Consider the following 20238-nt stretch of genomic DNA (forward strand, 5'->3'; position numbering starts at 1 on the left):
AATGACCGAAGGGCGACGGGTTCTCGTTCTGGGAGCCAATGGATTCATCGGCTCGCATCTGGCCGCCGCCTTGTCGCGCGAGGGCTGGTCGGTTCGCGCCGGCGCCCGCCGTCCCGCCGAGGCCGCGCGACGGGCGCCGGCGTTCGACTGGGTCTCCGCTGATTTCGCCCGACTGACGACGGTCGAGGCCTGGGCGCCCTTGCTGGACGGCGTGGACGCCGTGATCAACTGCGTCGGCGTCTTGCAGGACGGAGCAGGGGACAGCACCCGCCTGGCCCATGTCGACGGTCCGCGCGCGCTTATCGCCGCCTGCGAACGCGCGGGAGTGCGGCGTCTGATCCACATTTCAGCCGTGGGCGCGGACGACGCGGCGGGTACGGCCTACGCCCGCACCAAGGCCGAGACCGAGCGTCTGGTCGAGGGCAGCGCCCTGGACTGGTTGATCCTGCGGCCGTCGCTGGTGGTGGACCGCACGGCCTTTGGCGGAACGGGCCTGATCCGGGCCTTGGCGGCCTTTCCTCTGTTCAGCCCCGTGGTCGGCGGCGACCAGATCTTCCGGCCCATCGCCCTGGGCGAGCTCGGCGCCGCCGTCATCGCGGCGCTGAAGCCGGACGCGCCGAACCGCGAGACCTTCGACATGCCGGGACCCGAGGCTGTGACCATGGTCGAGACCGTGCGCCTTTACCGCGGCTGGTTGGGCTTGGCCCCCGCTCCGGTGCTCCGCGTTCCTCGCATGCTTGCGGCGCCGGCCCTGGTGATCGGCGACCTGTTGGGCCGGCTGGGCTGGTCCTCGCCGATCCGCACCACGGCGATCCGTCAGATGGATCATGACGTGTCCGGTCGGGACAGCGGCTGGGTGGAACGTCTGGGCGTTCAGGCGAGCGGCTTCTCGCGCTTTCTGGCCGAGACGCCGGCCTCGGTTCAGGATGTCTGGCACGCGCGGCTGTGGTTCGTGCGGCCGGTGTCGATCCTGACCCTGGGTCTGTTCTGGCTGATCACCGGCCTGATCAGCTTCGGGCCGGGCTGGAACGACGCCCTGGCCGTTCTGCACGAGGGCGGCCTCGGGCGCTGGGCTGTGCCGATCGCCTGGTGGGGCGCGTTGCTGGACGTGGTGTTGGGACTGGCCCTGTTCGTGCGCCCATGGACGGCGCGCGTGGCCGTCATCATGTTCCTGTCGACCATCGGCTACCTGATCGCGGGGACGCTCAGTCTGCCGCACTACTGGGTCGATCCGCTGGGGCCGTGGCTGAAGGTGCTGCCTATGATGGCCCTGTGCCTGTTCGTGGCGGCGACGGATGCGCGGCGATGACGGCCCATCTGATCCTGAAGATCGCCCACATCCTGTCGGGCGCGGTCCTGTTCGGCACGGGGGCGGGCATCGCCTTCTTCATGCTGCGCGCCCACATGACCAAGGACCCGCGCACCATAGCCTCGGTCGGGCGGATGGTGGTGCTGGCCGACTTCGTCTTCACCTCGACCGCCGTCGTGATCCAGCCGCTCAGCGGTCTGGCCCTGATCCATCTGCAGGGTTACGCCCTGACGGAGCCGTGGCTGGTCGCGGCCTATGTTCTCTACGTCCTGATCGGCGTCTGCTGGTTGCCGGTGGTGTGGATCCAGTGGCGGATGACGCGGCTGGCCGAGCAGGCGGCGCGGGACGGAGCGTCCCTGCCGCCCCTGTATCACCGCCTGTTCATGGCCTGGTTCGCCCTGGGCTGGCCGGCCTTCGCGGGCGTGATCGCGGTCTACGCCCTGATGGTGGCCAAGCCTGTCTTCTAGCGGGCGAACCGGCCTTCGGTCGCGGCCTTGGCCAAGCGTTCACGCACGGCGGCGGTCAGTTCCGCCATGGTCCGCACCTGCCTGACGCCATAGGCCTGGGCCGTGATGTCGACATTGCCCTTTCGCCAGAAGCCCTCGGGAGCCAGGACGACCAGTTTTCCGCCGCGCGCGTGCAGGCCCATTTCCAGCAGGCTGATGGGACTTTGCGTGCCCGGTGCAAAGTACATGACGATGACGTCGGCGGATTCCAGGGCCGCCAACTCCCATTCGACCTGACGGCGGAACTCGGGTTCGTCGGCTTCGGGCCGCCAGTCGGGATTCCAGTCCGGGCGGCGAGGATTCAGGATGGTCACGTCCATGTCGGACAGGGCCGAGGTCATCGCGGCCTGCCAGTCGGGCGCGCCGCCCATGTCGATGCTGCCGCCCAGGAAGACGCGCGGGCGCGGGGCGTCGATGGGCAGGGGCTGGGGCGAGGTCACGACGGTCGGACCGGTGCGCGGCGTCTGGGCGAGGGCAGGCGCCGCCAGAGCGGCGACGGCCAGGGTCAGCGCGACCAGGGTTTTCGGCATCGGTTCAGTCCCATCTTCAACCTTCGGGGGCATAGCATTCCTGATCGCAAAGGGCAGGCAGGCCTAACGGAAAAGAGCGGTCATCGAACGTGAGGGGCCAAGTGACGTCGCCTGTGGCATCAGAGGAGCGTGACCAGCCAACGCCATTCCCCGCTTAGCCTGCTCGAGATCGCCGCCATCGTCGCGGTCATGCTGATCTGGGGGGTGAACAACGCCGCGGCCAAGGTCGCGACCGAGTTCATGCCGCCCCTGATGGTCGGCGCCCTGCGTTTCGGCATAGCCGCCGCCTGCCTTGTCTGGTTCGTGCGGCCGCCCTTTCCGAACTGGAAGAGCCTGCTGATCATCGCCGTGGTGGGCGGTCCGATCCACTATGGCCTGATCTATCTGGCCTATTGGCTGGCCAATGACGTCAGTCCGGTGACTGTGGCGACCCAGTTGTGGATTCCCCTGACCTCCCTGTTCGCCTTCTTGATGCTGGGCGAGCGTCTGTCGCGCGGGGCGGCGGTCGGCCTGGTCATCGCCTTCGTCGGCGTGGCCTGGATGACCCTGGACGCCCATGCTCTGCAGGATTGGAGGGCCATCCTGGTCGGAGCGCTGGGGGCGTCGGCCTGGGCGCTGACGACGGTGATCGCACGGCGTACGACCTCCATCCCGCCGTTGAAGATGCAGGGGCTGCTGGCCCTGATGGCGTTTCCGACCCTGGCCCTGGGGTCCGCCCTGTTCGAGACCGGACAGTGGGAGGCGGCCCAGACGGCGCCGCCCCTGGTCTGGGGGACGCTGTTGTGGGCGGGGCTGGTCTCGTCCGTCTTCGCCACCAGCCTGGTCTTCTGGCTGGTGCAGCGGCGCGAGGCGGGACGGGTGACGCCCTATCTTCTGGGGTCGCCCTTGGTCTCCATCCTGATCGGCTGGCTGTGGATGGGCGACGTCCTGACGCCGCAGATCGTCACAGGTGTGGCCATCGCCCTGGGCGGGGTGGTGACCGTCGCCCTGGCCGAACGCGGCTTGCGCGCCGGGGCCGCCAAGGCTTGAACTACCGGCTCAACGTCGGAGTTTGAGCATGAGCCACGCCCACGATCCCGAGCATCTGTCGCGCCGCTGGTTCGGAAAGTCGTCCAGGGAACTGGCGGAGGCGGAACGGCGCGTCATCGAACGGGCCAGCGCCCGACAGCCTGTGTCGCGCGACGTCAACGCGGGGATCAGCACCGCGTCGACCTTTGGAGAGAGGCTGGCGGACCGTGTCGCCTCGTTCGGAGGCTCGTGGGCCTTCATCAGCCTGTTCGCCCTGAGTCTGCTGGCCTGGACCGGACTGAACCTGGCGCTGCGAAAAGAGGCGTTCGACCCCTATCCGTTCATCTTCCTGAACCTGGTGCTGTCGATGCTGGCGGCGGTGCAGGCGCCGATCATCATGATGAGCCAGAATCGTCAGGCGGCTCGCGATCGTCTGGACGCCGCCAACGACTATGAGGTCAATCTGAAGGCCGAGATCGAGATCATGGCCCTGCATGAGAAGCTGGACGAAATGCGTGACCGTCAGATGCAGGACCTGATCCTGCGTCAGCAGGAGCAGATCGAGATCCTGACCCAACTGGTGAAGCGTCAGGCCGACGAAAGGCCGGCCTGACGCCCGATTCTTAGCGAGCCGACAGCACCGCGCAGGCCACGCGATCGCCCGCGCCGCCGATAGGCTGGCTGCTGTGATCGTCGGGGTTGGCGTGGATCACCAGGGCCGAGCCGTCGGCGTCCCACAGCCACTGGCCGGCGCCGTCCTGGCTGATGCGGGCCTTGGTGGTGAAGAACTCGCCGCGGGCCGAGCCGTCGGCGGCGGCGTAGAGGTTGGGCAGGTCGCCGTCGTCCGGGCCTTGAGCGTTCAGCAGGCCGTGCGGGGTCTTCGGATCCGTATGGTTGATGTGGGCGCCCGCCGAGGTGAAGGGGGCGGCGCACTGGCCCGTGGCGTGGATGTGGATGCCGTGCCAGCCGGGCGTCAGGCCCGTGGTCTCGACCTTGATCAACAGGCCGGTGGCGCCTTGCGTCAGGGTCGCCTTGCCGATTTCCGCGCCCTGGCCGTTGATGATCGCGGCCTGGGCCGTCTGGCCGGGCGTGGCGCGCGGAATCATGGCGGAATGATCGACGGCGGCGGCCTGAGCATGCGCGGCGTGGCCCATGGCGGCGTGATCATGAGACGGGCTGGAGCTCTGCGCCGAGGCCCCGGCGGCGACGGCGGAAGCGGCGGCGAGGGCGGCAAGGGAGGCGAGGGTCAGACGCATGGTTTTCCTGTCCTTTTAGGCATGGGGATATCAGCGGCGTTTCTTTGCCACAACGACCCCTGGATGCTAGAAACCGGAATAGCGGATCACGTTCCGATTCCGGCCATTTAAAGCCCGATTTCCTTGACCGACGACAGCTACGACAACGCCGCACCTTCGGCGCCCGGCGACATCTCCGTCATCACGATCGAAGACGAGCTTAGACGCTCCTACCTCGACTACGCCATGAGCGTGATCGTCAGCCGCGCCCTGCCGGACGCGCGCGACGGTCTGAAGCCCGTTCACCGTCGCATCCTCTATTCGATGCACGACCTGAACATGACGCCCGAGCGGGCCTATTCGAAGTGCGCCCGCGTGGTCGGCGACGTGCTGGGCCGTTTCCACCCGCACGGCGACGCCTCGGTCTACATGGCCCTGGTGCGGATGGCGCAGCCCTTCTCCATGGGACTGATGCTGGTCGACGGCCAGGGGAACTTCGGCTCGGTCGACGGCGATATGCCGGCCTCCATGCGTTACACCGAGGCCCGGATGTCTCCGGCGGCGGTGGCCCTGCTGACCGACATCGACAAGGACACCGTCGATTTCCAGCCGAACTACGACGAGAAGGAACAGGAGCCCGTCGTCCTGCCGGCGCGGATTCCGAACCTGCTGGTCAACGGCGCGGGCGGCATCGCCGTCGGCATGGCGACCAATATCCCGCCGCACAACCTGGGCGAGATCGTCGATGCGGCCGTGGCGCTGCTGGACAATCCGGACATGGGCGACGAAGCCCTACTGGACATCGTGCCGGGTCCCGACTTCCCGACCGGCGGCGAGATCATGGGCCGCACGGCCCCGCGCAACGCCCTGCGCGACGGTCGCGGTTCGGTCATCGTGCGCGGTCGCGCCTCGATCGAGGAGATCCGCAAGGACCGCGAAGCCATCGTCATCACCGAGCTGCCGTTCCAGGTGAACAAGCAGACCTTGATCGAACGCATCGCCGAAATGGTGCGCGAGAAGCGTCTGGAAGGCATCGCCGACGTTCGCGACGAATCCGACCGCCTGGGCATGCGGATCGTCATCGAGCTGAAGCGCGACGCTTCGGGCGACGTCATCCTGAACCAGCTGTTCCGCTATACGGCGCTGCAGTCCTCGTTCGGCGTCAACATGCTGGCCCTGAACCGGGGACGTCCCGAACAGATGGGCCTGCGGAAGCTGCTGGAGCTCTTCCTCGAGTTCCGTGAGGAAGTGGTCGTCCGCCGCGTCAAGTTCGAGCTGGCCAAGGCTCGCGACCGGGGCCACGTCCTGGTCGGTCTGGCTGTGGCCGTGGCCAACATTGACGAGGTCATCCACATCATCCGCAGCTCGGCCGACCCGGCAGAGGCGCGCGAGCGGCTGCAGGCCAAGGCCTGGCCGGTCGGGGACATGATGGCCTTGGTCGAGCTGATCGCTGACCCGCGCACGGTCCTGGTCGAGGGCGAGAAGATCCGCCTGACCGACGAACAGGCTCGGGCCATCCTGGCCCTGACCCTGTCGCGTCTGACCGGCCTGGGCCGCGACGACATCTTCGGCGAGGCGCGCAGCCTGGCCGACACCATCCAGGGACACCTGACCATCCTGTCGGACCGCGCCAACGTCCTGGCCATCATCCGCGAGGACCTGCTGGCGGTGAAGGATCAGTTCGCCGTGCCGCGCCGCACCCTGATCGGCGAGGGCGATGCGGAGATGGAGGACGAGGACCTGATCCCGCGTGAGGACATGGTCGTCACCGTCACCCACGGCGGCTACGTCAAGCGCGTCGCCCTGAACGCCTATCGGACCCAGCATCGCGGCGGCAAGGGCCGTAGCGGCATGGCGATGAAGGACGAGGACGCCATCACGGGGGTCTTCTCGGCCTCGACCCACACCCCGGTCCTGTTCTTCGCCACCAACGGCAAGGCCTACAAGCTGAAGACCTGGCGCCTGCCGCTGGGCAATCCGCAGTCGCGCGGAAAGGCCTTCGTCAACCTGCTGCCCATCGAGCCGGGCGACAGCATCATGAACGTATTGCCCCTGCCCGAGAACGAGTCGGAGTGGGACAACTACGACATCATGTTCGCCACCAAGTCGGGCGACGTGCGGCGCAACAAGCTCAGCGACTTCGCCACGGTGAACCGCGCCGGCAAGATCGCCATGAAGCTGGAAGACGGCGACCGGATGGTCGGCGTGGCCATCTGCAACGCCGAGGACGACGTCCTGCTGACCACGGCCCTGGGCCGCGCCATTCGCTTCAAGGCGGACGACGTACGCGTCTTCAAGGGGCGGGATTCGACCGGCGTGCGCGGCATTCGCCTGCAGGACGGCGATGAGGTCATCTCCATGGCCATCCTGGGCCGCGTGGACGCCTCGCCCGAAGAGCGCGCGGCCTACGTCAAGCACGCCAACGCCATGCGCAAGGCGCTGGCCGGCGCTGACGCAGAAGAAGACGTCGTCGCGGTCGAGGTCGACGACGAGGACGCGGGCGACGCGGCCTTGTCGGTCGAGCGCATTGCGGAATTGGGCGCGGCCGAGCAGTTCATTCTGACGGTCACGGAAACCGGCTTCGGCAAGCGGTCTTCGGCCTATGAATATCGCCGCACCGGTCGCGGCGGGCAGGGGTTGACGGCCCACGGTCTGGGCGGTCGCGCGGGTGTGCGTCTGGCCGCGGCCTTCCCGGTCGAAGAGTCGGATGACCTGATGCTGGTCACGGACGGCGGCCAGATGATCCGCACCCCGGTCGGCCAGGTCCGCATCGTCGGCCGTTCCAGCCAGGGCGTGACCATCTTCCGCACAGGCAAGGACGAGAAGGTGGTCTCGGTCGAGCGTCTGCCCGACTCGGGCGGCGATGACGATGCGGACGAAACCGCTACGGAGGAGGGCGGCGAGGCCTGATCCTCGTCACTCTTCCAGCGGCTGGACCAGGGCTCCCAGTCCAGCCGCCGACGCCGCGCGCGCCAGGCTCTGATCCAGGGTGACCAGGGTGCAGCCCTCGGCTTCGGCCAGGGCCAGATAGACGGCGTCCTGGATCGGCATCTGATGTCGGGCGACCAGGTCGAAGGCCTGCGTTGTCAGTACGCCCGTGGGAGCCAGCCGCTGCACGAACTCCGTGACCATGTCCGTCGCCCTTCGCGCGACTTCGATCGAGGCCTCCTGACGGCGAATCTTGCCGGCGGCGATCTCGGCGATTTGGAGTTGCAACAAATCCGGCGCGATCAAGGACGGCCCGCGCCGGAGAAAGGCGCGAGCCTTTTCCGAATCCGCCTCGTTGAAGAAGGCTGCGCCCAGGACCGAGGCGTCGACGACGAATCTATCGGGCGTCACGATCGGCTCGGATCAGTTCGGCGCTGCTGACGGCGGAGGGCGCAGTGTTTGCGGCGAACCAGTCCAGCGTGTCGCGCCGACGGGCTCGCGCCGCCTGATTGATCATCAGGGCGATGGCGTCCGAGGCGCTGATGTCCTGTTCCTCGGCCACATCCTGAACCAGGCGTCGGGCGCAGGGTTCCAGCAGGCCCATGAGCGAGGCTTCGTCTTCGCTCGCTACATCGGCGAGGGACTCGTCGCGAATGAAGGCGACCGTGTTGTGAAGCGGGTCCAGTCGCACGCGACGCTTGGCCTGAAGCCAGGCGCGCGCTTGATTCACCGATGTGCTGTTGGCCCACCATTGACGCTTGTTGTCGCCGTAGGCGGTGGGCGGAAGAGGGCGGTGCAGAATGCGCTCGATCTCTTCGTAGGAAAGTTCGACGATGTCTTCGGTGCGCTGGGAGAGGTAAGTCTGGAGTGGAGTATAAACGCCCATGTCGCACATCGTTAAGTTGAAATCATGTATACTATAAGTTATATTGACAAATATGTCAAGTATAGGTGAGCAATGGCGGGCGTGTTTCGGCTGTGGGTCGACGGAGTTCCAGCTTCTTTCGAAGCGTTGGCGCATCAGGCTCTGTTCAACTACGGCGCCTTGACGTCGCTTGTCGTGGAAGACGGCGGCGTGCGGGGGCTGGATCGCCACATGGAGCGCCTGAAGCATTCGGCCGTCGAGTTGTTCGGCGCAGCGCCCTCGGCAGAGAGCTTGCGCGATCAGATGCGGGTGGCCCTGGCGGGGCGGTCTGACGCCTGGCTGAGGATCAGCCTGTTCTCCGACGAACTGTCCCTGCGACGTCCGGACTGGATCGGGACGCCGCGCGTCATGATCAGCGTTTCCGAGCCGCTTTCGCCCTTGCCGGGCGGAGTGCGGCTGCAGAGTCAGGCCTATGGGCGCGAGGCGCCGCACCTGAAGCATGTCGCGACCATGGGGCTGTTGCGGGCCCGCCGCACGGCGCGGCTGGCGGGTTTCGACGACGCCCTGTTCACCGGCGTGGAGGGGCGGATTTCCGAAGGGTCTCTCTGGAACATCGGTTTCATCGAGGGCGAGGCGGTGGTCTGGCCGAGGGCGCTCATGCTGGAGGGAGTAGCTCAGGGCTTGATCCGCAACGCCCTGGATCGGGCAGGGGCCTTGCAGCGGATCGAGCCTGTCGCCCTGTCGGATCTGTCGCGCTTCGACGGCGCCTTCCTGTGCAACAGCGCGACGCCGGCGGCGGAAATCGCCGCGATCGACAGCCATGTCTTCAGCGGCGCAGCGGAGGGCGTGGCGCGGATCGGCGCGCTTTGGCGGTCAAACCCGCTTCAGCCGATCTAGGCCGTTGATTTCGCACCTGCTAAACGGGATCAAACGCAGGGAGGCGAAAACCATGCGCATCGGCTTGTACCCGGGCACCTTCGACCCGGTCACCAACGGCCATCTCGATATCATCGGGCGGGCGATCAAGCTAGTCGACCGCCTGGTCATCGGCGTGGCCAAGAACGACGACAAGGGCCCCTTGTTCTCGACCGACGAGCGGGTCGAGATGCTGAAGGCCGAGGTGGCGCGGTTCGGGGCGGACATCGAGGTGCAGCCCTTCTCCAGCCTGCTGATGCATTTCGCCGAGGAACTGGACGCCAGCGTCATCATTCGGGGGCTGCGGGCCGTCGCGGACTTCGAGTACGAGTTCCAGATGACGGCGATGAACCAGCGCCTGAACAGCGAGATCGAGACGGTCTTCCTGATGGCCGATCCGCGTCATCAGGCCATCGCCTCGCGCCTGGTGAAGGAGATCGCCAGGTTGGACGGCGCGATCGAAAGCTTCGTCAGCCCCGCGGTGGCCGCCCAGGTGCGGGCCAAGGTGCTGCGCTAGACATTCCCTAGGATATTCCATGACCTTGAAGACGCTTCTGGCCGCTGCGGCCGTTTCCATGCTCGCCGGCGCGGCGGCGGCCCAGTCGGCTTCGGACTGGCGCACCGTATCGCCCGAGAACCTGCTGGTGATCGATACGGCCAAGGGCCGGGTCCTGGTCGAGCTGGAGCCGCGCGCCGCGCCGAACCATGTGGAGCGCATCCGCACCCTGACCAACCGGGGCTTCTACGACGGGCTGAAGTTCCACCGGGTGATCCCGAACTTCATGGCCCAGACCGGCGACCCCCAGGGGACCGGCGCGGGCGGCAGCGACCTGCCGGACGTCAAGGGCGAGTTCGCCTTCCGGCGCGGGCGCGACAGCGGCTTCGCTCCGGTCGAGAACAGCGGCCCCGGACTGCGGGGGATCATGGGCTCCATTCCGATCACGACCCAGCCTGACGCCCAGATGTTCGTGACGGCGGACTTCAAGACCACGGCCCAGGGTCTGTTCTGTCCCGGCGTGGCGGGCATGGCCCGCGCCGGATCGCCGGACAGCGCCAACAGCCAGTTCTTCCTGATGACGGGCCAGAACGACATGCTCAACGGCGGCTACACCGTCTTCGGCCGGGTGCTGCAGGGGCTGGACGCAGTCAAGGCGCTGAAGGCGGGCAGCGAGGCCGAGGACGGCAAGGTGGCCGACCCCGACGTCATGACCAAGGTGCAACTGGCCTCGGCCATGCCGGAGGGACAGCGGCCGACGGCGCGCGTGGCCGTGCCCGGCTCGGCGCCCTTCAACGCCGCCGTGGAGGCGGCCCGCACGGCGCGCGGCGCCCAGTTCGGCATCTGCGACGTGCAACCGGTCGTCCAGATCACCGGCGGCTGATCTTTCTGGCAGGGGAGGGAAGAGGGATGCGCTTTTCAATCGCGTGGGCGGCCGCGTCCGTCCTGGCTTTGGCTGTAAGCGGCGTCGCTGCGGCGCAGGAGACGCCGGCCGGTCCGGCGCCCGCCCCCGCCGTCGCCGCGCCTTCCGAATGGCGAACGGTGGCGCCCGAGAACCTGATGGTGATCGACACCGGCAAGGGCCGCATCCTGGTCGAGCTGGCGCCCGAGGCGGCGCCGGGCCATGTCGCGCGCATCCGCCTGCTGTCGGGGCGCGGCTTCTTCGACAACCTGCCCTGGCACCGGGTCATCGACTACTTCATGGCCCAGACCGGCGATCCCCTGGGCACGGGCGAGGGACAGAGCCCCTATCCGGACCTGAAGGCGGAGTTCACCTTCCGTCGCGACGCCTCGACCCCGTTCACGGCCGTGGCGGCGCCGGCTGGATCGGTGGTGGGCTTCATCCACTCCCTGCCGGTCCAGACCCAGCCGGACGCCCTGATGGCGTCGACCGGGGACGGCAAGGTCCATGCCTGGGGCCTGTACTGCCCCGGCGTGGCGGGCATGGCGCGGGATGAGGCGCCGGACAGCGCCAACAGCCAGTTCTTCCTGATGCGCCAGCCCTATCCGGCCCTGGAAAAGCGCTACACCATCTGGGGGCGCGTGGTGTCCGGCCTGGACGTGGTGCGGGCGCTGAAGTTCAGCGCCAACGCCGACGGGATCGTGGCCGAGCCTGACCGCATGACCCGCGTCCGCATCGCCTCGGACCTGCCTGAAGGCGAGCGGCCGCGCGTGCGGGTGCTGGATACGCGCTCGGAGCGGTTCAAGACCCTGGCCGAGACGGTGCGTCAGGCGCGGGGCGCGGACTTCTCGGTGTGCGACATCGACCTGCCGGTCGAGACGAACTAGCCGTCAGGCTGGAGTTCCCGCGCCGTTTCCGCCGCCGCCTCTGCGCCGGCGGCGCCGACGCCGGGGCTTCTGGCGATCCTCACGCATGCGCTGCAGCAGCAGACCTTCGCGCAGGCCCCGGTCGGCGACGCGGACGCGGTCGCAGGGCCAGGCGCGCTGAACCGCCTCGAGGATGGCGGCGCCCGCCAGCACCAGGTCGGCGCGATCCGGCCCGATACAGCTTTCGGCCGCGCGTCCGGCGGGGCCGAGGGCCTTGAGCCGTTCGGCCGCCGCCTCGCAGTCGGCGCGCGTCATCCACAGGCCGTCGACCAGATCCCTCTGGTAGCGGCGCAAGCCCAGGTGGATGCCGGCCAGGCTGGTGATGGCGCCCGAGGTGCCGACCATGTGGACCTGGCCGCTTTCGAACAGGGGGCGGACGCGATCATCGTTCGGACCGCCCTGGGCCAGGACGGCGCCGACGTCGGCGACCATGGCCTCATACCAGGCTTCGACTCCCTCGGCCGGTTCCGGGTGGCGTTCGGCCAGGGTGACGACGCCCAGGGGAGCGGACATCCAGCCGCGATTGTCGAAGCCCTGGGACCCCCGGGTCAGCCAGGACAACTCGGTCGAGCCCCCGCCCACGTCGATGACCAGGACGGCCTCCGCCTGAGGGTCGAACAGGTTCAGACAGCCAGCGACAGACAGCCGGGCCTCCTCGGCCGGGTCGATGATCTTGAGCTTCAGTCCCGTGCCGCGACGGACGCGGTCGACGAAGGCCGGGCCGTTCTCGGCGGCGCGGCAGGCCTGGGTGGCGACGGCGGTCAGGCGGGCGGGCTCCAGCCCCTTGCGGGCCACGCGTTCGGCGCACAGGGCCAGGGCGTCGTAGGCCCGGTCCATGGCGCGGTCGTCCAGCCGCCCGGTTCGGGTGAGGCCTTCGCCCAGACGGACGATTCGACTGAAGCTGTCGACCACCCGGAAACCGTCACGCGCGGGGCGCGCGATCAGCAGGCGGCAATTATTGGTCCCCAGGTCGAGCGCGCCATAGAGAGGCGCATCGCGACCGGAAGTCCCTGTATTCCGGGACCTCGTGGGCTGGGACCTCGCGTCGCGCCGTCGGGGCGCGCCAGGGGTCTCCGGCATGGGCATGCTTTCATGTGGGCGGTCCGAACCGGCGCCCGTCCCCGTCAGGTTAGACCGGAGGCCGCCGCCAAGCCAAGACATTCTGTCGCATCCTGACGGAAGAGGCGTCGCCAGGATGGCGGCGCGCAAAGGCCGTGCGTGACGAGGGCCGGGACGCGCGCTAATCTGCCCTCAACGGCCGTCAGAGCCGAGAGGAGCGTTCCCATGTCCGACTTCGAGCACGTCTTCGAGCAGCCGCCGGAAGGCGCCGCCGCCGACTGGACCATCCCGCAGAACTGGGGGGCCTATACCGAGGTCGAACACGAGACCTGGAACACACTCTACGCCCGGCAGATGAAGATCCTGCCGGGGCGGGCCTGCGAGGCCTATATGCGCGGGCTGGACGCCCTGGACCTGAACACCGGCGGCATCCCCGACTTCGAGGTGATGAACCCCAAGTTGCAGGCCCTGACCGGCTGGACCGTGGTCTGCGTGCCGGGCCTGGTGCCGGACGAGGTCTTCTTCGATCACTTGGCCAACCGACGCTTCGTCTCGGGCCAGTTCATCCGCAAGCCGGATCAGCTGGACTACCTGCAGGAACCCGACATCTTCCACGACGTCTTCGGTCATGTGCCGATGCTGACCGACCCTGACTTCGCCGCCTATATGGAGGCCTACGGCAAGGGCGGGCAGAGGGCGCAGTCCCTGGGCATGCTGAAGAACCTGGCGCGCCTCTACTGGTACACGGTCGAGTTCGGTCTGATGAAGGAGGCTGACGGCCTGCGCATCTATGGGGCGGGCATCGTCTCTTCGGCGACCGAGAGCGTCTTCAGCCTGGAGGACCCGTCGCCCAATCGCCTCGGCTTCGACCTGGAGCGGGTCATGAAGACCCTGTACCGGATCGACGACTTCCAGCAGGTCTATTTCGTCATCGACGGCCTGGAGCCGCTGAAGCAGGCGACCTTGCAGGACTTCGGCCCGCTGTATGAGCGCCTGAAGGGCGCGGACGACCTGCCGATCGAGACCGTCCTGCCCGAGGATGTGGTCTTCACCCACGGCACCCAGGCCTATGCGCGCAAGGGCGGCCGGTTCGCGGCGTGAAAACAGGGTCTTTCTCCTCCCCTGCGAAGCGGGGGAGGGGGACCGCGCGTAGCGTGGTGGAGGGGGCGAAGGGTCGGGTGCTGTTTTCCGGGTTCGGGCAGGACGGCGGTGAACCTCATTCAATGTCGGCGGCTGCGGTCGCCCCCACCACCACCTTCGGTGGTCTCCCTCCCCCGTGAACGGGGGAGGGGTTTGGGTGTGAAAAACAGGGTCTGAATCGTCTGAAAAGTCTGAAATGGGCGCTTGGGGTCGGCTTGATCTGGGCGCGCTCAGGCTATCACGGGCGACGACCCAGGCTGGGAGATCGGAACCGCCGACGAGCAATCCCTTGGTTTCAAAGGGATTGCTTTGCGAGATTAGGCGGGCGGCGTGGTTTTCCCTCTCTGCAAGCGAGGGAGGAGATGGGGATCAACCGCGTTGGAAGGGGTAGAAGTCGGTTCCCAATCCCAGGATCCCCGTCAACTCGTCCAGGGCGCCGAGCGTTTCGTCCAGCAGGGCGGGGTCGGCGAGGTCCTGGGCGGTCAGGCTGTCGCGATACCAGCGCGCGCCCCAGACGCTGAGGGCGCCATGCAGTTCGTCGGTGATGCGCATGGACGGGTTGGTTGCGGCCAGTTCGTCCTCGGTCAGGACGACGCGCAGACGCAGGCAGGCGGGGCCGCCGCCGTTGCGCATAGACTGGCGTACGTCGACGTACTCGACCCGACCGATGGGGCCGTTGGAGGCGGCGATGCGTTCGGCGACCGCATGGCTGCGGGCGTTGTCGCGCGTCTCAGTTGGGCAGATCAGGGTCAGACGATCCTCGCCCGGAACTTGAATCAGCATGGAGTTAAACAGGTAGCTGCTGATCGCGTCGGCCAGCGGCAGGTCGGCGTTTGAGACCTCGACGAACTGCGGCTCGAACAAGCCGTCGGCGGCGCGGCGGATGGCGGCCTTGGTGGCGTCCGTGTCCTCAAACGCCAGCTCGTGGAAGAAGAGGGTGTCCAGGGCGCCGACGCAGACCACGTCGTTGTGGAAGGTCCCACCGTCAATGGCAGCACGCGACTGCTGGGCCAGAACTGGACGGCCGGCCTCATGGCGGCGGACAATGGCCTCGGAGGCCTCGCGGGTCTGGCGGGCGGGGAAGCGGCCTGCCCAGGGTTCGAAGGCCTCGCGACCCCAGACCAGAAGATTGACTCCGCGACCGCCGTGCTCGGCGCACAGGCGGACGTGGTTGGCGGCGCCCTCGTCGGCCAGATGGGCGACGGCGGGAAGGGCGTCATGAACGGCGAACTTGCGTGCGTCGGGGAAGAGGGCGTTCAGCGCCCGCTTGGTCTGGGCGTGCTCCAGCGAGCGGTGCAGGTTGGTGTGCAGGTTGGCGGGCGTGAAATGCACTCGACCGTCGGCGGCGTCGGCGCTGGGCGTCACCGTCGCGGCGTTGGCGGCCCACATGGGCGAAGCCGAACAGGCGGCGGCGGCGAAGGCCGGGGCGTCGCGCCAAGCCTTCGCCAGCACCGTTTTGTCATCGCCCGAAAAACCGAGCGACCGTAGGAAGGGGATGTTGGGCCGTTCGTGCGGCGGCAGGACCAACTGGGGCAGGCCCAGGTCGGCCAGCCGCTTCATCTTGTCGAGGCCCTGAAGCACCGCCGCGCGCGGGTTCGAGGCCTCGCCCTTGTTCAGGCTGGAGGCGAGGTTGCCGGGCGACAGGCCCGCGTAGGAGTGGGTCGGCCCGATCAGGCCGTCGGCGTTGGCTTCGATGGCCTTCATGTGCGTGCTCATGAGCCTTCCCCCTCGAGGGGGAGGGCTTTTGTGTGTGGAAGGTGGCGCGGTGAGAGGAAATCAGCGCAGCCCCTTGATCTCGCTTTCGATGTTCTTGACCGCGCCGGCCTCGAAGCTGGCGACCGGGTAGGCGCAGTAGTCGGCGGCGTAGTAGGCGCTGGGGCGGTGGTTGCCGCTGGCGCCGAGGCCGCCGAAGGGCATGTCGCCGGCCGCGCCCGTGGTCGGGCGGTTGAAGTTCACTACGCCCGCGCGGATGCGGTTGATGAAGCGGTCCCAGTTCTTCGTATCGTGGCTGACCAGACCGGCGGACAGGCCGTATTTGGTGGCGTTGGCGGCGGCGATGGCGGCGTCGAAGGATGGGACGCGGATGACCTGGAGGAAGGGGGCGAACATCTCTTCGTCCAGGACGTTCAGGCCGGTCACGTCGATGATCGCCGGGCGCACAAAGGCGCCAGACAGGTTGTCGACCGGACCCGAGGAGCGGATGACCTTGGCGCCCAGGTCGATGCGTTGCTGCAGGGCCTGCAGGGCGGCTTGAGCGGCCTTTTCCGAGATCAGGGGGCCAGCGTAGGGCTCAGGGTCGCTGTCCCAAGGGGCGAAGTTGAGGCGGTCGGACATGGCGGCGACCGCTTCTATGATCGCATCGCCCTGCGCGCCTTCCGGCACGATCAGGCGGCGCGCGCACGAGCAGCGCTGGCCGGTGGTGACGAAGGCGGACTGAACCACGATGCCAGCGACGGCTTCGGCGTCGGCGGCGTCCCAGACGACCAGCGGGTTGTTGCCGCCCAGCTCCAGCGCCAGGATGACGTGGGGATCGTCGGCGAACTTCTTGCGGAAGTGCGCGCCGGCCGCGCCCGAACCGGTGAACATCAGGGCGTCGATGGGCTGGTCCAGCAGGGCCGCGCCGGTCTCGCGTCCGCCCTGGACCATGTTGAACACGCCCTGGGGCAGGTCGGCGGCGTCCAGGCATTCGGCCATCAACTGGCCGGTCAGGGGCGTTTCCTCGGACGGCTTGAACACGACTGTGTCGCCCGCGAGCAGGGCCGGGACGATGTGGCCGTTGGGCAGGTGGCCGGGGAAGTTGAACGGGCCGAGCACCGCCGAGACGCCGTGCGGACGGTGGCGCAGGGTCGCGCGGCCGAAGGCGGTGTCGGTGCTGCGCTCGCCGGTGCGCTCGTCGTAGGCGCGGATCGAGATGTCGACCTTGCCCGCCATCGAGGCCAATTCGGTCTTCGTCTCCCACAGGGCCTTGCCGGTTTCGCGGCTGATGGCCTCGGCCATTTCCGGGGCGCGTTCCTTGAGCACGGCCTGATAGCGTTTGACCGCGTCGATGCGGTCCTGACGCGGGCGGTCGGCCCAGTCGGGGAAGGCGGTGCGGGCGGCCTCGACGGCGGCGCCGACCTGTTCGACAGAGGCGGCCTCGCCTTCCCAGACGGTTTCGCCGGTGGCGGGATTGGTGGAGACGAAACGGGTCATGGCGGGTACTCGGCTCAGGATTTCACACGGACGGTCGCGCCGTCCTTGATCTTCAGGGCGGCGGCGACGTCGGGGGTCATGCGGACCGCGTCGCCGTCGACCAGGACGCGGGCGCGGACGGCGCGGAAGGCGGCGATGTTGTCGGTCGAGACCAGGCTGGGCAACTCGACCTCGACTTCCTTCTCGATGCGGGCGGTCAACAGGCGGGCGTCGCGGACGGTGCGGATGTTGTCGCGGCCGCAGGCCACGGTCGGACCAGCGTCGAAGATGTCGACCAGGCCGTTGGGGCGGAAGCCCTCGCTTTCCAGCAGAGCCATGGCGGGAACGCCCTGCGGGTGGACCTTGCCGATCACGGCGCGGGCCGGTTCTGGCAGGAGTTCGACGTAGATGGGATGGCGCGGGGCCAGGTCGAGGATGAACTGCTTGTCGGTCGAGCCGCTCATGCGGTCGGCGTCGTCAAAGTCCATGGGGAAGAACTTGTGCGCCACATGGTCCCAGAAGGGGCAGTAGCCGTCGGGCGTGAAGACGCCGCGCAGTTCCGCCAGGACGTTTTCCGCGAACAGTTCCGGCTGGGCGCCGATCAGCATGTAGCGCGACTGGGCCAGCAGGCGCCCGGCGCCGCCCTTGCGCCGGTCGGCCTTGAGGAAGAGGGAGCCGACCTCGGTCCAGCCGGTGCATTCGTTGACCAGGACCAGGGTCTGGTGGTCCAGCTTGACGCCCAGCGAGGGCGACTGGACCGTGTTGTTCACCACGCGGAACGAGAAGAAGGGCCGCTTCAGCCCCACCGTCGCCTTGACCGAGCCCACGCCGTCGATGTCGCCGGTGTCGCTGTCCTCCAGCATCAGGGTGTACCAGGCCTCTTGCGGCGGCACGCGACCCTCGAAGCTGGCCTGGCTCAGTTCCAGGCGCTCGCTCAGGACGTCGGCGTCCTCGGGCAGGCTGGTGAAGCCGGGGCCGGACAGGATGGCCAGTTCGAGCAGGTGATGGAGGTCGGCGGGGCCGGCGGGGCGAACAACGAGCATGCGGTTACATCGTCTCCAGTCGGAGCTGTTTCAGTTTGAGGGCGTCGATCTCGCCCGAGGCGATCTTGCACAGGATCAGGGCGGACAACTGGGCGCGTTCGACGAAGCTGGCGGGCCAGGCGAACTCCTGATCCGAGTGGATCTCGCCGCCGACGACGCCGAGGGTGTCGACATTGGGCAGGCCCGCGGCGTGCAGGTTGTTGCCCTCGCAGACGCCGCCGGACGGCTTCCAGGCGATGGTCTGGCCCAGCAACTCGCCCGTGTCGCGGACGGCGTGGAACAGAGCGGTTTGCGACGCGTCCATCGGCTTGGGCGCGCGGGTCATGCCGCCGTGCAGGTCCAGCGTCAGGCCGGGGAAGGGGGGCTCGGCGGCGATGGCGCGCACCGTCTCGTCGATCCAGGCGGAGGCCTGGGCGTCCGGCACGCGGACATTGAAGCGGACCACGGCGTTGTCGGCCACGACGTTCAGCGGGCCGCCGCCCGCGATCTTGGCCACATTGACGGTGACGCCCTCGCGCTGGCCGTTCAGACCGTGCAGGCGCGCGGCGATCATGGCGGCGCCTGCGACGGCGTTGGCGCCTTCGTGGAAGGCGCGGCCGGCGTGGGCGGCCTTGCCCGTGACGATCAGGTGAAAGTTGCCGCTGCCCTTGCGCTCGCCCGCCAGGGTCCCGTCGGACAGGGCCGGCTCATAGGTCAGGCCGACATGGCCGCGCGCGCCCAGTTCGGCCAGCAGGGGGGCCGAGGCGGGGGAGCCGATTTCTTCGTCGGGGGATAAAAGCACGGTCCAGCCGACGCGGGCCTTGTCCGGGTGGGTCTCGAAGGCTTCCAGCGCGGCCAGCATGACGCTGATGCCGCCCTTCATGTCGGCGACGCCGGGGCCGTTCAGGGCGCCGTCGGGACGCGTCTCGACGGTCTGGAAGGCGCTGTCGGCGGGGAAGACGGTGTCGTAATGGCCGGTCAGGATCACCTGGATCGGCGCTTCGGGCCTGATGCCGATCTTCAGGGCGTCGGCATAGGATGCAGGGATGACGGCGCCGTTGTCGGCCACGGTGGTCGCGCCCTGGGTCGCCAGGCGTTCGACGGCGGCGTCGGGCAGGCGACGGGCCTGGGCCTCCAGCACGTCGAGCATGCGCGCCAGCCCGGCGGCGTTGCGGCTGCCGGAGTTGATGTTGGCCCAGTCGATGGTCCGCGCGACGATGGCGTCGCCCTGGGCCGCGACGTGGTCGAGCACGGCCTGATCTTGAGGTTCGATCCGCATGGCCGGGACACTAATCCCTGTCGGATCAAAGGTGAAGGCGAGGCGGTTTCTCTCTCTCGCTCTTGGGAAAACGGCGACGCGCAGGATAGGTTTGCCGCCGTATTCGAGGAGTCGCGCATGAACCGTCGTTTCCGCCTTCCCAATCCGTTCGGGCCTGTCGATTCGGGGGCGACGGCGCACGCCATGGCGCGCCTCAGCGCCGCGGCTTTCTGGCTGTGGGGAGCGGTGGGCATGCTGCAGGCGGGATTGGTCTGGTACGCGTCGGACGCGGCCTATGCCGAGTTTCGGGGCGCGACGACGGGATTCGCGATCTTCTTCGCCCTGGTCGCCGCTGGCCTGGGATGGGCGCAGTGGCGAAAGTCCAACCGCATCCTGCCGGTCTTCGGACTGGCCTGGGCGCTCTATGAGTTGAGTTCGACGGGCGTCAGTCTGATGGTCGGGGCGCCCCTGGGCGTGGCCGGCGTGCCGGTCTGGGGCAGTGCGATCGCGGTGACGGCCATGCTGGTTTGCGCGGTTCTGCACGTCGGCGGTCTGCGCGGCGCGGCGGCGCTGGCGCGTGGCGACCTGAAGTCCTAGATGCCGAGGTTGAAGAACAGGAGCCTTCCATGACCGTCACCCTCTTCCACAACCCGAAATGCTCGACCTCGCGCAAGGCGCTGGAGTTGCTGCAGGAGAAGGGCGTTCAGCCGGTGGTGGTCGAGTACCTGAAGACCGGCTGGGACGCGGCGACGCTGGATCGGCTGGCGAAGGAAACGGGCGTCGGCCTGTCGGGCCTGTTGCGCAAGCGCGAGGCGAAGACGGGCGAACTGCTGGAAAGCGGTGCGTCGGACGATGTCATCCGTGCGGCCATGATCGCCGAGCCGGTGCTAGTCGAGCGGCCGATCGTCGAGACCGACAAGGGCGCGCGGATCGGCCGTCCGGTCGAGGCGGTGCTGGAAGTCCTGTAGC

General features: G+C 68.2%; 21 protein-coding genes. 12 read left to right on the forward strand and 9 right to left on the reverse strand.

What is annotated here, in order from left to right; translation table 11 throughout:
* The first annotated feature begins 1 nt into the window (after position 1).
* Both ABIE19_RS05790 and ABIE19_RS05795 read left to right on the forward strand, forming a co-directional pair.
* Positions 2-1309 (forward strand): SDR family oxidoreductase, encoded by a 1308-nt coding sequence (locus ABIE19_RS05790; protein ID WP_354088174.1) that lies wholly within the window; start codon positions 2-4, stop codon positions 1307-1309.
* The gene (locus tag ABIE19_RS05795) at positions 1306-1776 is read left to right on the forward strand and encodes a DUF2269 family protein (RefSeq protein ID WP_354088175.1); all 471 of its coding nucleotides are present in this window, start codon (positions 1306-1308) and stop codon (positions 1774-1776) included. Before ABIE19_RS05790 ends, ABIE19_RS05795 begins: the two co-directional genes overlap by 4 nt.
* Here the strand turns inward: ABIE19_RS05795 and ABIE19_RS05800 are convergent.
* Positions 1773-2345: a nucleoside 2-deoxyribosyltransferase domain-containing protein gene (locus tag ABIE19_RS05800; protein ID WP_354088176.1), complete on the reverse strand. Its 573-nt coding sequence runs from the start codon at positions 2343-2345 to the stop codon at positions 1773-1775. The two genes, ABIE19_RS05795 and ABIE19_RS05800, sit on opposite strands and share 4 nt — an antisense overlap.
* A gap of 129 nt (positions 2346-2474) precedes the next feature.
* On the opposite strand from ABIE19_RS05800, the gene ABIE19_RS05805 reads away from it, so the two are divergent.
* Complete coding sequence (locus ABIE19_RS05805; protein ID WP_435521132.1) at positions 2475-3374, forward strand: DMT family transporter; 900 nt, start codon at positions 2475-2477, stop codon at positions 3372-3374.
* Positions 3375-3402: 28 nt separating this feature from the next.
* A complete protein-coding gene (locus ABIE19_RS05810; protein ID WP_354088177.1) occupies positions 3403-3966 on the forward strand; it encodes a DUF1003 domain-containing protein in 564 nt (187 codons plus the stop codon).
* A 10-nt stretch (positions 3967-3976) separates the two neighbouring features.
* On the opposite strand, the gene ABIE19_RS05815 is transcribed toward ABIE19_RS05810, so the two are convergent.
* Entirely contained in the window at positions 3977-4507 is a 531-nt protein-coding gene (locus ABIE19_RS05815; protein ID WP_435521137.1) for a superoxide dismutase family protein, read from the reverse strand.
* Between the two features lie 225 nt (positions 4508-4732).
* Between ABIE19_RS05815 and gyrA the strand changes: the two genes are divergently transcribed.
* On the forward strand, positions 4733-7498 hold the full coding sequence (gyrA, locus tag ABIE19_RS05820) for a DNA gyrase subunit A (protein ID WP_354088178.1): 2766 nt from the start codon (positions 4733-4735) through the stop codon (positions 7496-7498).
* 6 nt (positions 7499-7504) lie between these two features.
* On the opposite strand, the gene ABIE19_RS05825 is transcribed toward gyrA, so the two are convergent.
* Together ABIE19_RS05825 and ABIE19_RS05830 are read right to left on the reverse strand one after the other, a co-directional pair.
* Positions 7505-7927 carry a type II toxin-antitoxin system VapC family toxin gene (locus ABIE19_RS05825; protein ID WP_354088179.1) on the reverse strand — a complete coding sequence of 141 codons (423 nt, stop codon included), beginning with the start codon at positions 7925-7927 and terminating at the stop codon, positions 7505-7507.
* Entirely contained in the window at positions 7914-8402 is a 489-nt protein-coding gene (locus tag ABIE19_RS05830) for a DUF7662 domain-containing protein (RefSeq protein WP_354088180.1), read from the reverse strand. The genes ABIE19_RS05825 and ABIE19_RS05830 overlap by 14 nt, the downstream gene beginning before the upstream one ends.
* 72 nt (positions 8403-8474) lie before the next feature.
* Here ABIE19_RS05830 and ABIE19_RS05835 point away from each other — a divergent pair, with 72 nt between their 5' ends.
* The 4 genes from ABIE19_RS05835 to ABIE19_RS05850 are packed head-to-tail and all read left to right on the forward strand — an operon-like array spanning position 8475 to position 11580.
* The gene (locus tag ABIE19_RS05835; RefSeq protein ID WP_354088181.1) at positions 8475-9278 is read left to right on the forward strand and encodes an aminotransferase class IV; all 804 of its coding nucleotides are present in this window, start codon (positions 8475-8477) and stop codon (positions 9276-9278) included.
* 52 nt (positions 9279-9330) lie between these two features.
* Complete coding sequence (gene coaD / locus ABIE19_RS05840; RefSeq protein WP_354088182.1) at positions 9331-9813, forward strand: pantetheine-phosphate adenylyltransferase; 483 nt, start codon at positions 9331-9333, stop codon at positions 9811-9813.
* A 19-nt stretch (positions 9814-9832) separates the two neighbouring features.
* Entirely contained in the window at positions 9833-10675 is an 843-nt protein-coding gene (locus ABIE19_RS05845) for a peptidylprolyl isomerase (protein ID WP_354088183.1), read from the forward strand.
* Positions 10676-10701: 26 nt separating this feature from the next.
* The gene (locus ABIE19_RS05850) at positions 10702-11580 is read left to right on the forward strand and encodes a peptidylprolyl isomerase (protein WP_354088184.1); all 879 of its coding nucleotides are present in this window, start codon (positions 10702-10704) and stop codon (positions 11578-11580) included.
* A gap of 3 nt (positions 11581-11583) precedes the next feature.
* On the opposite strand, the gene ABIE19_RS05855 is transcribed toward ABIE19_RS05850, so the two are convergent.
* Positions 11584-12699, reverse strand: coding sequence for a Ppx/GppA phosphatase family protein (locus tag ABIE19_RS05855; RefSeq protein ID WP_354088185.1), 1116 nt, complete (start codon positions 12697-12699; stop codon positions 11584-11586).
* A 204-nt stretch (positions 12700-12903) separates the two neighbouring features.
* Between ABIE19_RS05855 and phhA the strand changes: the two genes are divergently transcribed.
* The gene (gene phhA / locus ABIE19_RS05860) at positions 12904-13779 is read left to right on the forward strand and encodes a phenylalanine 4-monooxygenase (protein ID WP_354088186.1); all 876 of its coding nucleotides are present in this window, start codon (positions 12904-12906) and stop codon (positions 13777-13779) included.
* 408 nt (positions 13780-14187) lie between these two features.
* Here the strand turns inward: phhA and astB are convergent, their stop codons facing one another.
* The 4 genes from astB to ABIE19_RS05880 form a co-directional block, all read right to left on the reverse strand.
* Entirely contained in the window at positions 14188-15522 is a 1335-nt protein-coding gene (gene astB / locus ABIE19_RS05865; RefSeq protein WP_354088596.1) for an N-succinylarginine dihydrolase, read from the reverse strand.
* A gap of 72 nt (positions 15523-15594) precedes the next feature.
* Positions 15595-17010: a succinylglutamate-semialdehyde dehydrogenase gene (gene astD, locus ABIE19_RS05870; protein ID WP_354088187.1), complete on the reverse strand. Its 1416-nt coding sequence runs from the start codon at positions 17008-17010 to the stop codon at positions 15595-15597.
* Between the two features lie 14 nt (positions 17011-17024).
* Positions 17025-18032 carry an arginine N-succinyltransferase gene (locus tag ABIE19_RS05875; protein ID WP_354088188.1) on the reverse strand — a complete coding sequence of 336 codons (1008 nt, stop codon included), beginning with the start codon at positions 18030-18032 and terminating at the stop codon, positions 17025-17027.
* 4 nt (positions 18033-18036) lie between these two features.
* Positions 18037-19290: a hydrolase gene (locus ABIE19_RS05880; protein WP_354088189.1), complete on the reverse strand. Its 1254-nt coding sequence runs from the start codon at positions 19288-19290 to the stop codon at positions 18037-18039.
* Positions 19291-19407: 117 nt separating this feature from the next.
* On the opposite strand from ABIE19_RS05880, the gene ABIE19_RS05885 reads away from it, so the two are divergent.
* Positions 19408-19866 carry a hypothetical protein gene (locus ABIE19_RS05885; protein WP_354088190.1) on the forward strand — a complete coding sequence of 153 codons (459 nt, stop codon included), beginning with the start codon at positions 19408-19410 and terminating at the stop codon, positions 19864-19866.
* A 29-nt stretch (positions 19867-19895) separates the two neighbouring features.
* Entirely contained in the window at positions 19896-20237 is a 342-nt protein-coding gene (arsC, locus tag ABIE19_RS05890; RefSeq protein ID WP_354088191.1) for an arsenate reductase (glutaredoxin), read from the forward strand.
* Position 20238: the final 1 nt, after the last annotated feature.

The organism is Brevundimonas faecalis (genome assembly GCF_040549405.1).
GTDB lineage: Bacteria > Pseudomonadota > Alphaproteobacteria > Caulobacterales > Caulobacteraceae > Brevundimonas > Brevundimonas faecalis.

What these genes read in the sequence shown, in the direction of transcription:
- ABIE19_RS05830 (WP_354088180.1), bottom strand. Translation starts at nt 8,402, where the DNA reads ATGGGCGTTTATACTCCACTCCAGACTTACCTCTCCCAGCGCACCGAA.
- ABIE19_RS05795 (WP_354088175.1), top strand. Translation starts at nt 1,306, where the DNA reads ATGACGGCCCATCTGATCCTGAAGATCGCCCACATCCTGTCGGGCGCG.
- phhA (WP_354088186.1), top strand. Translation starts at nt 12,904, where the DNA reads ATGTCCGACTTCGAGCACGTCTTCGAGCAGCCGCCGGAAGGCGCCGCC.
- ABIE19_RS05835 (WP_354088181.1), top strand. Translation starts at nt 8,475, where the DNA reads ATGGCGGGCGTGTTTCGGCTGTGGGTCGACGGAGTTCCAGCTTCTTTC.
- arsC (WP_354088191.1), top strand. Translation starts at nt 19,896, where the DNA reads ATGACCGTCACCCTCTTCCACAACCCGAAATGCTCGACCTCGCGCAAG.
- ABIE19_RS05800 (WP_354088176.1), bottom strand. Translation starts at nt 2,345, where the DNA reads ATGCCGAAAACCCTGGTCGCGCTGACCCTGGCCGTCGCCGCTCTGGCG.
- ABIE19_RS05885 (WP_354088190.1), top strand. Translation starts at nt 19,408, where the DNA reads ATGAACCGTCGTTTCCGCCTTCCCAATCCGTTCGGGCCTGTCGATTCG.
- ABIE19_RS05845 (WP_354088183.1), top strand. Translation starts at nt 9,833, where the DNA reads ATGACCTTGAAGACGCTTCTGGCCGCTGCGGCCGTTTCCATGCTCGCC.
- ABIE19_RS05880 (WP_354088189.1), bottom strand. Translation starts at nt 19,290, where the DNA reads ATGCGGATCGAACCTCAAGATCAGGCCGTGCTCGACCACGTCGCGGCC.
- astD (WP_354088187.1), bottom strand. Translation starts at nt 17,010, where the DNA reads ATGACCCGTTTCGTCTCCACCAATCCCGCCACCGGCGAAACCGTCTGG.
- ABIE19_RS05850 (WP_354088184.1), top strand. Translation starts at nt 10,702, where the DNA reads ATGCGCTTTTCAATCGCGTGGGCGGCCGCGTCCGTCCTGGCTTTGGCT.
- ABIE19_RS05790 (WP_354088174.1), top strand. Translation starts at nt 2, where the DNA reads ATGACCGAAGGGCGACGGGTTCTCGTTCTGGGAGCCAATGGATTCATC.
- astB (WP_354088596.1), bottom strand. Translation starts at nt 15,522, where the DNA reads ATGAAGGCCATCGAAGCCAACGCCGACGGCCTGATCGGGCCGACCCAC.
- ABIE19_RS05810 (WP_354088177.1), top strand. Translation starts at nt 3,403, where the DNA reads ATGAGCCACGCCCACGATCCCGAGCATCTGTCGCGCCGCTGGTTCGGA.
- ABIE19_RS05875 (WP_354088188.1), bottom strand. Translation starts at nt 18,032, where the DNA reads ATGCTCGTTGTTCGCCCCGCCGGCCCCGCCGACCTCCATCACCTGCTC.
- ABIE19_RS05815 (WP_435521137.1), bottom strand. Translation starts at nt 4,507, where the DNA reads ATGGGCCACGCCGCGCATGCTCAGGCCGCCGCCGTCGATCATTCCGCC.
- coaD (WP_354088182.1), top strand. Translation starts at nt 9,331, where the DNA reads ATGCGCATCGGCTTGTACCCGGGCACCTTCGACCCGGTCACCAACGGC.
- ABIE19_RS05855 (WP_354088185.1), bottom strand. Translation starts at nt 12,699, where the DNA reads ATGCCGGAGACCCCTGGCGCGCCCCGACGGCGCGACGCGAGGTCCCAG.